15 protein-coding genes and 1 pseudogene are annotated in these 14,158 nt (G+C 73.2%); 10 read left to right on the plus strand and 6 right to left on the minus strand.

Annotated elements, in window-relative coordinates; translation table 11 throughout:
* Positions 1-119 precede the first annotated feature (119 nt).
* Together ACIQM3_RS35855 and ACIQM3_RS35860 are read right to left on the minus strand one after the other, a co-directional pair.
* Positions 120-623 (minus strand): MarR family winged helix-turn-helix transcriptional regulator, encoded by a 504-nt coding sequence (locus tag ACIQM3_RS35855; protein WP_401632121.1) that lies wholly within the window; start codon positions 621-623, stop codon positions 120-122.
* Positions 620-2,323, minus strand: a complete 1,704-nt coding sequence (locus ACIQM3_RS35860) for an FUSC family protein (protein ID WP_401632124.1) — start codon at positions 2,321-2,323, stop codon at positions 620-622. The genes ACIQM3_RS35855 and ACIQM3_RS35860 overlap by 4 nt, the downstream gene beginning before the upstream one ends.
* 144 nt (positions 2,324-2,467) lie before the next feature.
* Here ACIQM3_RS35860 and ACIQM3_RS35865 point away from each other — a divergent pair, with 144 nt between their 5' ends.
* Entirely contained in the window at positions 2,468-3,220 is a 753-nt protein-coding gene (locus tag ACIQM3_RS35865; protein WP_401632126.1) for a VOC family protein, read from the plus strand.
* A gap of 12 nt (positions 3,221-3,232) precedes the next feature.
* Here ACIQM3_RS35865 and ACIQM3_RS35870 read toward each other — a convergent pair whose 3' ends face one another.
* Positions 3,233-3,700 carry a MarR family winged helix-turn-helix transcriptional regulator gene (locus ACIQM3_RS35870; protein WP_401632129.1) on the minus strand — a complete coding sequence of 156 codons (468 nt, stop codon included), beginning with the start codon at positions 3,698-3,700 and terminating at the stop codon, positions 3,233-3,235.
* A gap of 212 nt (positions 3,701-3,912) precedes the next feature.
* Between ACIQM3_RS35870 and pcaH the strand changes: the two genes are divergently transcribed.
* The 4 genes from pcaH to pcaC all read left to right on the plus strand — a co-directional run bounded on the left by pcaH (position 3,913) and on the right by pcaC (position 7,707).
* Positions 3,913-4,656 (plus strand): protocatechuate 3,4-dioxygenase subunit beta, encoded by a 744-nt coding sequence (gene pcaH, locus ACIQM3_RS35875; protein WP_401632166.1) that lies wholly within the window; start codon positions 3,913-3,915, stop codon positions 4,654-4,656.
* Positions 4,656-5,228 carry a protocatechuate 3,4-dioxygenase subunit alpha gene (gene pcaG, locus ACIQM3_RS35880; protein WP_401632132.1) on the plus strand — a complete coding sequence of 191 codons (573 nt, stop codon included), beginning with the start codon at positions 4,656-4,658 and terminating at the stop codon, positions 5,226-5,228. Before pcaH ends, pcaG begins: the two co-directional genes overlap by 1 nt.
* Entirely contained in the window at positions 5,228-6,553 is a 1,326-nt protein-coding gene (gene pcaB / locus ACIQM3_RS35885; RefSeq protein WP_401632135.1) for a 3-carboxy-cis,cis-muconate cycloisomerase, read from the plus strand. The genes pcaG and pcaB overlap by 1 nt, the downstream gene beginning before the upstream one ends.
* A 62-nt stretch (positions 6,554-6,615) precedes the next feature.
* The gene (pcaC, locus tag ACIQM3_RS35890) at positions 6,616-7,707 is read left to right on the plus strand and encodes a 4-carboxymuconolactone decarboxylase (RefSeq protein ID WP_401632169.1); all 1,092 of its coding nucleotides are present in this window, start codon (positions 6,616-6,618) and stop codon (positions 7,705-7,707) included.
* Here the strand turns inward: pcaC and ACIQM3_RS35895 are convergent.
* Both ACIQM3_RS35895 and ACIQM3_RS35900 read right to left on the minus strand, forming a co-directional pair.
* Positions 7,695-8,300 carry a GNAT family N-acetyltransferase gene (locus tag ACIQM3_RS35895; protein WP_401632138.1) on the minus strand — a complete coding sequence of 202 codons (606 nt, stop codon included), beginning with the start codon at positions 8,298-8,300 and terminating at the stop codon, positions 7,695-7,697. The genes pcaC and ACIQM3_RS35895 overlap by 13 nt on opposite strands.
* A gap of 41 nt (positions 8,301-8,341) precedes the next feature.
* Positions 8,342-9,220: a phospholipid scramblase-related protein gene (locus ACIQM3_RS35900; protein WP_401632141.1), complete on the minus strand. Its 879-nt coding sequence runs from the start codon at positions 9,218-9,220 to the stop codon at positions 8,342-8,344.
* A gap of 61 nt (positions 9,221-9,281) precedes the next feature.
* Here ACIQM3_RS35900 and ACIQM3_RS35905 point away from each other — a divergent pair, with 61 nt between their 5' ends.
* From ACIQM3_RS35905 to ACIQM3_RS35925, 5 genes are all read left to right on the plus strand, one after another.
* Positions 9,282-9,713, plus strand: coding sequence for a hypothetical protein (locus ACIQM3_RS35905; RefSeq protein ID WP_401632143.1), 432 nt, complete (start codon positions 9,282-9,284; stop codon positions 9,711-9,713).
* A 123-nt stretch (positions 9,714-9,836) separates the two neighbouring features.
* Complete coding sequence (locus ACIQM3_RS35910) at positions 9,837-10,487, plus strand: DUF3105 domain-containing protein (protein WP_401632146.1); 651 nt, start codon at positions 9,837-9,839, stop codon at positions 10,485-10,487.
* 80 nt (positions 10,488-10,567) lie between these two features.
* On the plus strand, positions 10,568-11,131 hold the full coding sequence (locus tag ACIQM3_RS35915) for a DUF305 domain-containing protein (RefSeq protein WP_401632172.1): 564 nt from the start codon (positions 10,568-10,570) through the stop codon (positions 11,129-11,131).
* Positions 11,132-11,311: 180 nt separating this feature from the next.
* Entirely contained in the window at positions 11,312-12,610 is a 1,299-nt protein-coding gene (locus ACIQM3_RS35920; RefSeq protein ID WP_401632148.1) for a phytase, read from the plus strand.
* 68 nt (positions 12,611-12,678) lie between these two features.
* The gene (locus ACIQM3_RS35925) at positions 12,679-13,935 is read left to right on the plus strand and encodes an ROK family protein (protein ID WP_401632150.1); all 1,257 of its coding nucleotides are present in this window, start codon (positions 12,679-12,681) and stop codon (positions 13,933-13,935) included.
* 66 nt (positions 13,936-14,001) lie between these two features.
* On the opposite strand, the pseudogene ACIQM3_RS35930 reads toward ACIQM3_RS35925, so the two are convergent.
* Positions 14,002-14,158 (minus strand): annotated as a pseudogene (locus ACIQM3_RS35930) (xylose isomerase); the annotation flags it as partial.

Raw genomic sequence — 14,158 nt, forward strand, 5'->3', positions numbered from 1 at the left:
GCAGCCGGCCGGGGGCGGCACGGCCGTCACCCGCCCGCGCGGCCGTCACCGTCGGTGAGGACACCCCGCCGCCGGAGGTCGGATGCCCCGTTCCCGGCCCGCGTCGGAGCGCCGCGGCCTCAGCGGCGGCCGCCGAGCCGGCCCTCCAGTTGCACCAGCAGCTCGCCGAGCTGTCCGCTGAGGCCTCTGCGGGTCTCCTCGTCGAGTCCGGAGAGCACCGACCGCTCGTACGCGAGCTGTTCGGGTAGCAGGCGGTCGACGAGGTCACGCCCCGCCTCCGTCAGCCCGACGTGGGCGACCCTGCGGTCCCTGGCGTCGCTCCGGCGGCCGATCAGGCCGGACTCCTGAAGGGCGCGCAGCCGCTTCGTGACGGCGGCTCCCGACGAGAAGGTCTCCCGGGCCAGCTCGCCCGGCGTGAGCTCACGGTCGGTGCGCCGCATCGCGCCGAGCAGATCGAATTCGGCACGGGTGAGCCCCGCGGCCCGCAAGGGGGCGTCCTCGGCCTGCTGGAGCAGGGCCGCGCAGCGGTTGATGCGGCCGATGAGTTCCATCGGTCCCGTGTCGAGCCCCGGGTTGACGGCCTGCCACTGCCGTACCACCGAGGCCACGATGTCGTCGGTCACTCCGCTCCGTTCGCCGGGGGCAGGGTGATCAGCCCCTGCCGTTGTGCTGTCGCCGCGAGCGTACGGTGTCCCGCCTGCTCGGCCGCCAGCAGCTCTTCCTCGGGCAGGGCGCGCTGCCACCACTCGCCCGACGCGATGTCACTGGCGTCGCGCAGCTCGACGAGGGAGGCGGTCAGCCTCCTGCGCGCCGTTTCGAGTGCGAGGGCGTCGACAGCCGGGTCGGCGACCGCCCGTTGGGCGCGGTCCTGGGCATCCGCTGCCGCGGCGAGGGCCCGTTCCACGCGTCCGGACGCCCGGCGGTTGGTGACGGCCACCGCGGCGAGGACGCCGACCGCCACGCCCACGAGGGTGTCCAGGGCGCGGTCGGCGATGAGCTCACCGGCCGGCTGGAACCCGCCGAATTCCAGGATCAGCAGGGCCATCGGGGTGACGGCGACGGAACCGAGCCAGTAGTTACGGGTGATCAGGGCCTCGGCCGCGAAGTTGAAGAACAGGACACACAGGACGAGGACGAGCGGGCTGACCCGGGCGAGCGGGATGACGGCCGCGAAGACCAGCACGCCGAGAAGGTTGCCGACGGTCCGCTGCAGGGCCCTGCTCCAGGAGAGGGTGAGATTGGGCTGGTAGACGGAGGCCGCGGTGACGACGGCCCAGTACGGGTGCCCGACGCCGAGCGCCGAGGACACGTAACCGGCCAGGGCGCAGCCCACGAGCGTACGGAAGGCCACCGGCAGCACCGGGGAGCCGGGGCCGAGTGCGCGGAGCAGCCTGCGCCGGGCCTCGCGGCGGCCGCGCCGCATCCGCTGTCCGGCCCGCTCGGCGTCGATCCCGAAGAGCTCTTCCACCGTGCCGGGCGCGGGGGGCGGGCTGGGCACGGGGCCGCGGGCCCGGGCCCCCGCCGCCCACCGGCGGAGCTCGTCGGCGCCGGCGCCGGGGACGCTACCGCCGGACGCTGTGGTGGCGAGGGCCCGCTCGGCGTGGACGACGAGCCGCTCGAGCTCCTGGCGTACGGGGGTGGGGCGTCCGGCGGCGAGCAGTGACTGCCAGGCGGCCTGCACCGCCGCGGCCGCGGCGTGCCGGGTCCTGGCGTCGGGACTCGCCGCGTGCGCCGCGGCGGCGTCGAGCGCGCGGGCGGTGGCCAGACGCTCGGGCCCCTCCCTGCGCCACAGGGCCGGGCCGGCGGTGACCAGCCAGGAGAAGGCGCCCGCGGCCAGCATCAGGGCCATGTGCCCCGGCACCTGTCCGAGCTCCTGCGGGGCGAAGAGCGCGGCGGACGTGACGAAGGCGAAGATCACGTTGCCGGGCGGGCCGATGCGCGTCGCGTCGCAGAAGGTCTTCTGCACGGCCGCGAGCAGCGCACCGACAGCGATCAGCACGGCGGTCGAGTCGGTGAGCGAGGCGGCCACGAGTGCGACGGCGAGGCCCGCCGCCATCCCGAGGATCACGCGGAGGACGGTGTGTGCCCTTCGGGCGTACGGCAGATTGTGTCCGTAGAGCGCGCAGAGCGATCCCGCCATCGTGTACATGACGAGGTCGAGGCGGTCGAGGGAGTACAGCAGCAGGTTCGGCACGGCCGAGGCGACCACCACGCTCAGCGCGGGCTTGTACCAGATCTCCGCGGGGCTGTGCAGCCTCAGGACACCGGTGACCGGCAGTCTGTGGACGGGTGGCTTCCGGGGTCGCACGGCTGTATCACTCACCCATTTACTTTAGCAGGTGTTACACACGTAAAAGATCCGCGATCGTACCCGGACGTCTCCGGTAGCCGCCCACTCCGCGCGGCCCTAGCGTGCTGCACAACAGCGTAGGAACGTGACTGTCGGCGCGCCTCGGGAGGAAACCGCATGAAGCCCACGGAACCGGTGCCCGGCGGACCCTGCTGGGTCGAGTTGAGCACCCCGGACGTGCAGGCCGCACAGGCGTTCTACGCGGGACTCTTCGGCTGGCGGTCCGAGACCGATCCGCGGCCCGAGGCGGGCGGCTACACGACGGCGCGCCTCGGGGAGGACGCCGTCGCGGCCTTCAGTCCTCTCTACCGGCCGGAGCAGCAGCCCGCCTGGACCGTCTCCTTCGCCGCCGAGGACGCGGACGCCACGGCCGATGCCGTGCGCTCGGCCGGCGGCACGGTGCTGATGGAACCGATGGACATCTTCGACCAGGGAAGATTCGCCGTGGCCGCCGACCCGTCGGGGGCGGTCTTCTCCCTCTGGCAGGCCCGCGCCTTCCGTGGAGCGGGGCGCCTCAACGATGCGGGCGCCCTGGGCTGGGCAGAGCTCCGCACCCCCGATCCGCGGGGCGCACTCGCCTTCTACCCGTCGGTGTTCGACTGGACGGTGAGCAGCTCCGCGCACTTCACGCACTGGGGCGCGGACGGAGCCGACTTCGGCGGCATGAAGGTGCAGGACGACGACGAACGGGCCGAGGCACCACCGCACTGGCTGCCCTACTTCACGGTGTCCGACACCGAGGCCACCGCCGCAAGGGCCCTGACCGGGGGCGGCGAGCCGCTCGCACCCCCGACGCACATCCCGGGCGGGCCCTGGGTCGCGGTGCTCCGCGACCCGCAGGGGGCGCGGTTCGGCATCCACACGCCCTGACGTGGCCCGCCGTCACCGCCGGGCGGGCTGCGCGGGCTCCTCCGGCGCGCGGAAGGCCTCGGCCGCGTCCGCGACCCGGTGCATCAGACCGAACAGCGTCTCCTGCTCCTCCGCGGAGAGCGGGCCGAGAAAGACCTGGTTCATCCCGACCGTGCGCAGGGCGAGCCGTCGGTGGGTCCGCACGCCCTCGTCGGTGAGCCGGAGCAGGAAGCGCCGCCCGTCGCCGGGGTCCCGCACCTTGTCCAGGAGCTCACGGCGCAGCAGCCTCGTGATCACCTCGGCGACGGTGGACCGGTCGAGGCCGACCCGCTCCCCCACCGTCCGCTGGTCGAGGCCCGGTTCCGCGGTCAGGGCGTTGAGGACGGCGAACTGGGGCGAGGTGATCTCCTGGGAGACCATGGTGTTCCAGAGCAGGTGGTGCGCCTGCTGAAGACGCCGGGCCAGGTGCCCGGGGTGGGTGCTCAGGTCGACCGCCTGCACGGCACCGCCCTCTCTCTGACGGCCGTCGGCCGTCGGCTCCGTCGGCCGGGATGCCGAAGATACACAGTGTACTGAGGGTCTTGACCTCAACAGCTCGCCCTGGGTAGCTTCATGGCCATCGCATTTTACTCAGTGTACTGAGCATTTTCAGCAATTCACGGAGCCGTGACATGACCGCACGTGACCTTCCCGCATATCCGCTGCCCGACGGGATGAGCCAGCAGGAGATCGACTCCGAGGTGGCCAGGGCCCAGGCGGCTGCCGAGCCGGGCGCCCACCACCCGCCGCGCGACTATCCCCCGTACCGCAGCAGCCACTTCCGCCACCCGCACCGCTCGCTCATCCCCGTACGCGACCCTGAGGCGGTCGAGCTCTCCGGTCCGGCCTTCGGTGTCACCGATGTGACCGCGCTGGACCGCGATCTCACCGCCCAGCACGACGGCGAGCCGCTCGGCGAGCGGATCACCGTCACCGGCCGGGTGCTGGACCGGGCGGGCCGGCCGGTGCGGGGTCAGCTCGTCGAGGTGTGGCAGGCCAACGCCTCCGGGCGCTACGCCCACCAGCTCGACCAGCACCCGGCGCCGCTCGACCCGAACTTCACCGGCTTCGGCCGCTGTCTGACCGACGACGACGGCGGTTACGCGTTCACGACCGTCAAGCCGGGCGCCTACCCGTGGCGCAACCACACCAACGCCTGGCGCCCCGCGCACATCCACTTCTCGCTGTTCGGTACGTCGTTCAGCCAGCGGCTCATCACCCAGATGTACTTCCCGGGCGATCCGCTCCTCCCCTACGACCCGGTGATCAGGTCCGTCACCGACCAGGCCGCGCGCGAGCGGCTCATATCGACGTACGACCACGATCTGTCCGTTCCCGAGTTGTCCCTCGGCTACCGCTGGGACATCGTCCTCGACGGACCGTGCGCCACCTGGACCGAGGAAGAAGGCGACGCCTGATGTCCCACGCCCCCACCCCCTCCCAGACCGTGGGACCGTTCTACGGCTACGCGCTGCCCTTCCCGGGCGGCAGCGAGGTCGCCCCGGCCGGGCACCCCGATACGGTCACGGTCCACGGCCACGTGCTCGACGGCCGGGGCGAGCCCGTGCCCGACGCGATCGTGGAGACCTGGCAGCCCGCGCCCGACGGCTCGCGCACGGGTCTGCCGGGGTCGCTGCGCCACGACCCCGCGACGGGCAAGGTGATCGGGCGCGACGGGGTGGACTTCACCGGGTTCGGCCGGGCGCCGACGGACGCGGCCGGGCGCTGGTTCGTCCGTACGCTCCCGCCCGGCGGCGTCCCGTATCTCTGTGCGGCCGTGTTCGCCCGCGGCCTGGTCCACCACCTCTACACCCGTGTGTATCTTCCCGATCTGCTCGACGAGGGCGTGGGCGACGCCGATCCGCTGCTGGAGTCGCTGGACGTGGAGCGGCGCGCCACACTGATCGCGACACGCACGGACCCCCGCACCTACCGCTTCGACATCCGTCTCCAGGGCGACGACGAGACGGTCTTCCTGGAGTTCAGCTGATGCACGAGAGCGACGCCGGTCTCCTCGCCCCCGGGCGGGCCGGCTCCGCCGCCGAGACCGCCACCGGCGACCACGCCTTCCTGCGGGCGCTGCTGGACGCCGAGGCGGCGCTCACCCGGGCGCAGGCCGCCTCCGGGCTCGCCCCCGCCGAGGCGGGGCGGGCGGTCACCGCGGCGGCCGACCTCGGCAGCTTCGACGTACGGGAGCTGGCGCTGCGGGCGCGGTCCGGCGGCAATCCGGTGATCCCGCTCGTCGCCGCCCTCACCGCGGCGGTCGACGAGGACGCGCGGCCGTTCGTGCACCGGGGCGCGACCAGCCAGGACATCCTCGACACGGCGGCGATGCTGGTGGCGTCGCGGACCCTGGCACTCGTCCTCGACGACCTCGCGCGGACCGCCGACGCACTGGAGCTGCTGGCCTCCGGGCATCGTGACACGCCGATGCCCGGCCGCACCCTGACGCAGCACGCCGTGCCGACGACCTTCGGTCTCAAGGCCGCCGGCTGGCGGTCGCTGGTGCTCGACGCGCGGGACCGGGTGCGGGCCGTCCGCGGCGCGCTCCCGGTGCAGCTCGGCGGCGCGGCGGGCACGCTTGCGGCCTTCTCGGCCGACGGCGACGGGGCGGGGCAGGCGCTCGTCGCGGCCTACGCCCGGGAACTGGGCCTGGCCGAACCGCCGCTGCCGTGGCACACCCTGCGCACCCCGGTCGCGGACCTGGCCGGTGCGCTCGCCTTCACGGCGGGTGCGCTCGGCAAGGCCGCGGCCGATGTGCTGACGCTGTCGCGTACCGAGATCGCCGAGGTGGCGGAGGGATCCGGCGGCGGCTCCTCCGCGATGCCGCACAAGGCCAATCCGGTCCGAGCCACCCTGATCGCCGCCGCGGCGCGCCGCGCGCCGGGGCAGGCTGCCACGCTGTACGGCTCGCTCACCGCCGAGGACGAACGGCCCGCGGGAGCCTGGCACGCCGAATGGGAGCCGCTGCGCGATCTGCTGCGCCTCGTCGGCGGGGCAGCGCGGGACGCTGCCGAACTCGCCGAGGGGCTCCAGGTGTTCCCGTCGGCCATGCGGAGCCACCTGGGACTGACCGGCGGGCTCATCGTCTCGGAGCGGCTGGCCGCCGTCGCCGCCGGCCGGGTCGGACCTGCCCGAGCCAAGGAGATCCTCACCGAGGCCGCCGGCCGTGCCCGCGACGAAGGCATACCGCTGTCGGAGATCCTCGCCGGGGAGCCCGCCTTCGAGGGCCTGGATCTCGCGGAACTGACCGACCCTGCCCGTTACACCGGCTGCGCCGGCACTCTCACCGACCGCGCACTGGAGCGCCGATGACCATGACACCCGACCGTCTCCTCCACCACAGCGCCGAAGGGCCGGCGAGCGCTCCCCCGCTCCTGCTCGGCCCGTCGCTGGGCACCTCCACCGCGCTCTGGGACGGGGTCGCGCCCGAACTCTCCGCCGCCCACCGGGTCGTACGGTGGGACCTGCCGGGGCACGGCGGCTCGCCGGCCGGTCTGATCGGCCCGGGGGCCGGGATCGCCGATCTGGGCGCCCTGGTCCTGGATCTCGCCGACTCGCTGTCCCTGGACCGTTTCTCGTACGCCGGGGTGTCGCTGGGCGGCGCCGTGGGCCTCTGGCTCGCGGTCCACCACCCGGAGCGCGTCGACCGCCTGGCCGTCGTCTGCTCCTCCGCCCACTTCGGCGACCCGGGGCCGTGGCGGGAGCGCGCCGCCCTCGTGCGCGCCGAGGGCCTCGGCAAGGTGGCGGAGAGCGCGGCGGGCCGCTGGTTCACACCCGGATTCACCGAGCCCCGGCTGCTCGACGATCTCCTGGGGACGGACCCCGGGGCGTACGCCGCGTGCTGCGACGCTCTCGCCGACTGCGATCTGCGGCCCGGGCTGTCGGAGGTACGGGCTCCGACGCTGGTCGTCGCGGGCCGCGAGGACCCGGCGACGCCTCCCGCGCACGCCCGGGAGATCGCCGACGGGATCCCCGGCGCCGCGCTGACCGAACTGCCGGGCGCCTCCCACCTGGCTCCCGCCGAACGTCCCGCGGCCGTACGGGAGGCGCTGCGCGCCCACTTCGCACCGGGGGAGCGCGAAAGCGGGACGGCGGTGCGCCGCGAGGTCCTCGGCGACGCGCACGTGGACCGGGCGCAGGCCGCGACCACGGAGTTCACCGCGCCCTTCCAGGACTTCATCTCCCGCTACGCCTGGGGCGAGATCTGGACCGATCCGACGCTGTCCCGGCGCGAACGCAGTCTGATCACGCTGACCGCCCTGGTCGCGCACGGCCACCACGGCGAGCTGGCGATGCATGTCCGCGCGGCGGTGCGCAACGGGCTCAGTCCTCGGGAGATCGGGGCCGCGCTCCTACAGACAGGGGTCTACTGCGGGGTCCCGGCGGCGAATTCGGCGTTCGCGGTGGCCGAACGGGTGCTCTCCGGGATGGCGGAGGCGGAGCCGGACGACGCTCAGTCGGGCTGACCGTCGCCCCGGACGCGGGCGTGTACATGCATGTCGTGCCATCCGTCGGCGTGCAGGTTTCCCCGTCTGCGGATGCCTTCGAGGGGGAACCCGGCCTTGGCCGCGACGCGGCAGGACGCCTCGTTCGCCAACGAGTGGACGAGTTCGAGGCGTTCGAAGCCGGTCCCCTCGTCGAAGGCCCACCGCCGCACCGCGCCGACGGCCAGGGGCGCGACACCCCGGCCCCGGACGGCGGGCAGGACCCAGTAGGCGCACTCGGCGTATCCGACATGCGGGATCAGGCCCGGCAGCGCGATCCGCCCGAGCACCTCGTCACGCCCCTCGGTGCCGGGCCGGACGATCGCCCAGTGGATGTCGGTCTCGGTGTACCAGGCCGATGTCCACTGCTCGATCCAGGACGCGGCCTCCTCCTCGGAGTCGGCCCTGCGCATGTGCCACCGCTGGATCGCGGGATCGGAGAAGGCGGAGAGGACGGCCGGCGCGTCCGCCGGACACCAGGGCCGCAGGAGCAGACCGTCCTCGACGGGGAGGGACGGCTGCGGGGACGAGGAGAGCCGTCCGGGCGGGATGTGAGGGGACACCAGTATCGGCATGCCCGCCATACTGCCGGACGCCGGGCCGCTCGTCCGGAGGATCAGCCGAGGCCGCGGGCGTCCTGCTTGAGCGCGGTGTCCACGGTGAGTGCCGTCGCCACGACGAGGCTCAACAGCGGTTCGGGCAGCTGGTAGTGGATCTGCAGCACGTAGTTGTCCGCCGTGGTGAACATCGTCTTCGCCAGGCCTTCCCAGGTCTTGGTGATCCTGGCGATCTCGGCGTCGTTGTGGTCGACGATGGCGAAGTTCCACGCGCGCCAGTTCTCGGCCTTGATCGCACCGATCTGCCGGCCGTCGGCCATGATGGCGAAGTTGATCTTGCCGATGGCGTTCTGCTGGACTATCTCGCCCACGGGCTGTCCGTCCGGGCGCTGGACGACCACCCGGGACTTGATGAACTTCGCCGGGCGGGTCAGGAGCAGCTGCGGCTGCCCGTAGGCGTCGCGGATCTCCAGGCGGTGCGTGAGGTACTGGTCGACACTGGAGACGAACCTGAGCACCTTGCGCACGGCGCTCTGGCCGACCTGGACGACCGAACCGAGGGTGTTGCCCTGCTGGTCGAAGACGCTGTACTCGTTGGTGAGCTCGATCAGCTTGGCCTTCTGGTTCACGACCAGGACCTGCTGGTTGAAGAGCGTGCCGCCGCTGGGCCCGGCCTGCTGGGGGGCCGCCGCCGGCTGGGGGGCGAACTGCTGGGCGGGCGCCTGCTGCTGCGGCGCCGCGGAGTTCGACTGAGCGGCGTACGGGTGGGAGGCCTGCGGCTGGGCCGCCTGAGCGGGGGCCTGGGCCTGGGCGGGCGCCTGTCCCTGGGCCGGGTGCGTGTGCTCGGTCCACCGGGAGCCGTCCCAGTAGCGCAGCAGCTGGGGCGCGCCGTGGGGATCGGGATGCCAACCAGCAGGTACGTTCGATTGCGTCGTCACCGGGGCACACTATCCTGCCAATCTGTGGGCCGACTCATTGAAGTTTCACACACCATCTACGATGGCGGCGATGACCAGAGCGAGCGTGTGGACCGACCGGCGACGGAGCGGCAGAGGCCTGCCCGTCGCCCCGGTGTGGGCGCTGATGCTCCTGGCGGTGTTCTTCTGCTGCTCACCGGCGGCCACGGCCTCGCCCCGCGCCGAGGCACCTTCCGCGACGGCCGCGAGGGCCTTCACCCCGGTGCCCTCGGCTGCCACCTCGGTCGTGGTGGCCGACGCCCCTGACGAACGCGGCATCGGCAGTTCCTGTCATGGAACGGCGGACCACTCGACGGCCGTCGTGCTGCCCGCCCATCCGTCTCCCGTCGCCCTGCCCTGCCCCTCGGCAGCGCTCCGGACCGCCCCGCTCACCGGCGCCGCGGCCATCCGGGGTCCCACGAACGACAGCGTGGGCGCGGTCGACCACCTGCGTCTTCAGGTCCAGCGGATCTAGGCCTCCCGTTCGGATCCACTTTCCGCCCGCCTCCGGCGCGCGGGAGGTGGCTCGTCCGTGTGCCCGTTCCCCCCGCGTGACGCGCCGTCCGCGCACGCGATCCGCCGAACCCGAGGACCACACATGGCTTCCCCCAAGAACCAGAACACCCCCGCCGCCGCACGCCGCGCCAAGCTCGACGAGGCGCGTCGCAAGGAGCGGGCCCGCGAGCGCCGCAGCCGCATCATCACCATCACCGCGGCCGTCGTCGTGGTCGCGGGCCTCGTCGCCGGTGGCGGCTACCTGATGTCGGCCGCCGACGAGCAGGACAAGGCCGAGGAGCAGGCCAGGACGTCGCCCGTCACCGGTGAGAAGTCCTGGGACGACCTGACCCAGGACCACGTCGAGACGCCCGTGGACTACCCGATGAACCCGCCCGTCGGCGGTAACCACAACCCGGTCTGGATGAACTGCGACGCCGACGTCTACACCGAGGCGATACCGAACGAGAACGCCGTCCACTCCCTGGAGCACGGCGCCGTCTGGGTCACGTACAACGACAAGGCGAAGGACGCGGACGTGAAGGCGCTCTCCGAGCGCGTCGCCAAGACGCCTTACTCCCTGATGAGCCCCATGGCCGACCAGAAGGACCCGCTGATGCTCAGCGCCTGGGGCAAGCAGCTCACCGTGAAGAGCGCCACCGACGCCCGCGTCGCACAGTTCTTCACCAAGTACGTCCAGGGCGCACAGACCCCCGAGCCGGGCGCCGCCTGCTCCGGCGGGGTCGCCAAGTGACCTCGTCCGGGCGCGTTCCCCGTTCACTGGTGTGGTCGGGGACCGCGGTGTTCGTCGTGGCCGTCGGGCTCGTGCTGCTGATGGTCGTACGGCCCTCGGTGGCCTCCTCGTCGGACTCCGGGGCGCCCGGCGCCGCCCCGACGGAGAGTTCTGTCGATGTCGGGTTCGCCCGGGACATGTCGGTCCACCATCAGCAGGCGGTGGAGATGGCGTTCATCGTCCGGGACCGCACCGAGGACGAGGACGTGCGCCGACTCGCGTACGACATCATCAACACGCAGGCCAACCAGCGGGGCATGATGCTGGGCTGGCTGGAGTCCTGGGGCCGGCCCAAGAGTTCGGACCGGCCGCCGATGGAGTGGATGGGCCACCCGGTCACCCCGTCCGACGGTTCCCTGATGCCGGGCATGGCGACGGACACCCAGCTGGAGGCGTTGCGCGCGGCCGAGGGAAGGGACGCGGAGGTGCGCTTCCTGCGGCTGATGACCGTCCACCACCGCGCGGGGGCCGACATGGCGCGGGCGGCTGCCGGTTCGGCGGGCACGGACGAGATCAGGGACCTGGCGGCCGGGATGGCCCGTGCCCAGGAGTCGGAGATCTCGCTGATGGCGGACATGCTCAATGCCCGGGCTGCGCGGCCCTGAGCCCCGGGGCGGGCGACGGGCGGGTCCGGTGACAGACGTCGCCGGACCCGCCCGCCCCCGCGAATTCACCTGGCGCCCATATTGCCCTCATGGCCCCGACACCGGGCAACCGCTCACCCGCCCGACACTTCCTGACGAGTCATGGACATGTCCCTCTTACGACAGGAAGCATCCGTGCGCATGCACCGCTCCCCCTGGCCGGTGGCAACCGCCCTCCTCGGCACGGCGCTGATCGCAATCGTCCCGCTGTCCCCCGCGCAGGCACGGTCGCTGCCGTCCGTCGGTGCGACGGCCGAGACGGCCCCGCTGTACGACGACGAGGCGGGCGGCAACGCCAACGCCGACGACCCCGCGATCTGGCGCAACGACGCCGACCCGGGGCGCAGTCTGGTCGTCGCGACCGCCAAGGAGGGCGGACTGCGGGTCTACGGTCTGGACGCCTCTCTGGTCCAGTCGGTCCCGGCACCGTCCCCCGCGACGGAGGACGACGCCCCTGGCAGGTTCAACAACGTGGACCTCGTGACCGGGCTCCGCACTCCCTCCGGCCGCGCCGACGTGGCCGTGGTGAGCGACCGGGGCAACGACCGCCTCCGCATCTACCGCGTCGACCCGTCGCAGCCCGGGGGCCCGCTGAAGGACGTCACGGACCCCGACGCCGCCCCGGTCTTCTCGTCGGACCAGGCCGAGATCAACGAGCAGCGGACGGCCTACGGCCTCGCGACCTGGCAGGACCGCTCCTCCGGGCGGTCGTACGCACTCGTCAGCCGCCGCAACACCACGGACCTCGCGCTGCTGGAGCTGCGGCCGACGGCGAGGGGCACGGTGGGCTACCGGAAGGTGCGCACCCTCTCGCTCCCCTCGTCCTTCCGGCTCCCGAGCGGCACCTCGTGGACGCCGTGCGGCGAGCCGGGCGAGCTTCCCCAGGTCGAGGGAATGGTCGTCGACCCGGACGACGGCACGCTCTACGCCGGACAGGAGGACGTCGGTATCTGGCGGCTGCCGGCCTCGCTGACCGGGCGCCCGGTCCTGGTGGACAAGGTCCGGGAGTACGGCGTCCCCGGGACGTACGACCCGGAGACCGAGGAGTGCGCACCCGGCGCCGACCCCGGCTTCGGCGGCAAGCGGCTGGCGGCCGACGTGGAGGGCCTGACCCTCTTCCGGGAGTCCGGCGGCGACGGCTACCTCCTGGCGTCCGGCCAGGGTGACAACAGTTTCGCCCTGTACGACCGCGAGGTGTCCGAGAACAACGAGTACGAGGGCGGCTTCCGCGTCACCGCGGTCTCGGCCGACCTCGACGGCAGCGAGGAGTGCGACGGCGCCGCGGTGCTCAACGAGCCGCTCGGCTCCCGCTACCCGCACGGGCTGCTCGTGGTCCAGGACGGGCACGAGACCTCCGCGTCGGGTGGCGAGGAGGGCCGGGAGGCCACCGGCTTCAAGTTCGTCGACCTGGGCGCGGTGACGGAGGCGGCGGACATGTAGTAGCCCCGGGCCGGGGCGTCGTACCTCGAGCCGTGTACGCAGGGGCATCGCATAGGCTCGTCGACGATATGAAGAGCTACCTCACGCCCTTGGGGTCCAAGGCCGACAAGGACACCGTGCGACGCCACAACCTGAGTCTCGTGCTGCGCGCCGTGCGGGACGAGGGCGAGGCCGGCGAGGCGACCCGGGCCGGGGTGTCGGCCCGGGTCGGGCTCACCCGTGCCGCGGTGTCCTCCCTGGTCGAGCAGCTGCTGGACAGCGGTTTCGTGACCGAGTCGGGCAAAACGTTCAGCGGTCAGGCCGGGCGCCCCGGTACGGCCCTGAAGGTGGCGCGCACCGGGCCGGCCGGGCTGGGCGTGGAGATCAACATCGACTACGTGTCGGTGTGCGTCGTGGATCTGGCGGGCACCGGCCGGGTGCGGCAGACCGAGCACCTGGACAACCGCGGGGCCCCGCCGGAAGAGGTCCTGGCCCGGGCGGCGGCGATCGCCGCCCGCACGCTGGACTCGGCACGGGAGCAGGATCTGTACCCGGTCGGCACGGCGCTGGCGCTGCCGGGACTCGTCTCGGGCGGTTCGGTGCGCCAGGCGCCGAACCTGGGCTGGAACCAGGTCGCCGCCGAGGACCTGTTCGCGGAGGCGCTCGCCGGGCTGCGTCCCGGCACCGCACCTCTGCCCGTGCGCTCGGAGAACGAGGCGAATCTCGCGGCGCTGGCCGAGCTGTGGTTCGGCGGACTCGACTCGGTCCGCAGCTTCCTCTATCTGACGGGCGAGATCGGTGTCGGCGGAGCCCTGGTGCTCGACGGCGAACTGCTGCGCGGCGCCCACGGTTTCGCCGGGGAGATCGGGCACGTGGTGGTGGACCCCGCGGGCCCGGAGTGCCGCTGCGGTTCGCGCGGCTGCCTGGAGCAGTACGCCGGCCAGTCGGCTCTGCTGCGCGCGGCCGGCATCGACGAGGCCGCGGGCGGGGCGGCCGGAGTGATGGAGCTGGAGCGGCGGGCGCAGGCCGGCGACCCGGTGGCGCTGACCGCCGTGGCCGACGCCGGCCGGACGCTGGGGCAGGTGCTGTCCGGCGCGGTCAATCTGTTCGACCCGGACGCCGTGGTGCTCGGCGGGATATACCGCGGGCTGATGCCGTGGCTCTCGCCCCCCGCCGACGAGGAGCTGACGGGCCGCGTGGTGTCCGGTCTGTGGTCCCGGGGCGGTGGCAGGCTGCGCGCGTCGTCCGTCGCGGGTGACGCGGCGCGGGGCGCGGCGGCGCTGGTGGTGCAGGACGTGCTGGCGGACCCGGTGGCGTACGCCCCGCCCGCGTCCATGGACGCCTGACACCGGGTCCGGCCGCGCCCCCGGGCCCGGCGGGGGTGCGTCACCGCCGGGCACCGGGGGGTGGTGTCAGCGGACGCCGATGAGGTGTTCCATGGCGAGCTGGTCGAGGGCTTCGAAGGCCATGGAGCGTTCGGCGGCGGCGGTGGCGTCGAAGTCCTCGTAGGCGGATTTGTCGGCGAGGAGGGCCTTGAGGCCGTCGTCGGCGGTGGGGCGGGCGAGTTCG

Origin of the sequence: Streptomyces sp. NPDC091271 (assembly GCF_044757505.1) — a bacterium.
GTDB lineage: Bacteria > Actinomycetota > Actinomycetes > Streptomycetales > Streptomycetaceae > Streptomyces.

Coding starts and splice junctions, on each gene's coding strand:
- ACIQM3_RS35865 (WP_401632126.1), top strand. CDS start 2,468: ATGAAGCCCACGGAACCGGTGCCCGGCGGACCCTGCTGGGTCGAGTTG.
- pcaH (WP_401632166.1), top strand. CDS start 3,913: ATGAGCCAGCAGGAGATCGACTCCGAGGTGGCCAGGGCCCAGGCGGCT.
- pcaG (WP_401632132.1), top strand. CDS start 4,656: ATGTCCCACGCCCCCACCCCCTCCCAGACCGTGGGACCGTTCTACGGC.
- pcaB (WP_401632135.1), top strand. CDS start 5,228: ATGCACGAGAGCGACGCCGGTCTCCTCGCCCCCGGGCGGGCCGGCTCC.
- ACIQM3_RS35895 (WP_401632138.1), bottom strand. CDS start 8,300: ATGCCGATACTGGTGTCCCCTCACATCCCGCCCGGACGGCTCTCCTCG.
- ACIQM3_RS35905 (WP_401632143.1), top strand. CDS start 9,282: ATGGCGGCGATGACCAGAGCGAGCGTGTGGACCGACCGGCGACGGAGC.
- ACIQM3_RS35910 (WP_401632146.1), top strand. CDS start 9,837: ATGGCTTCCCCCAAGAACCAGAACACCCCCGCCGCCGCACGCCGCGCC.
- ACIQM3_RS35915 (WP_401632172.1), top strand. CDS start 10,568: ATGGTCGTACGGCCCTCGGTGGCCTCCTCGTCGGACTCCGGGGCGCCC.
- ACIQM3_RS35920 (WP_401632148.1), top strand. CDS start 11,312: ATGCACCGCTCCCCCTGGCCGGTGGCAACCGCCCTCCTCGGCACGGCG.
- ACIQM3_RS35925 (WP_401632150.1), top strand. CDS start 12,679: ATGAAGAGCTACCTCACGCCCTTGGGGTCCAAGGCCGACAAGGACACC.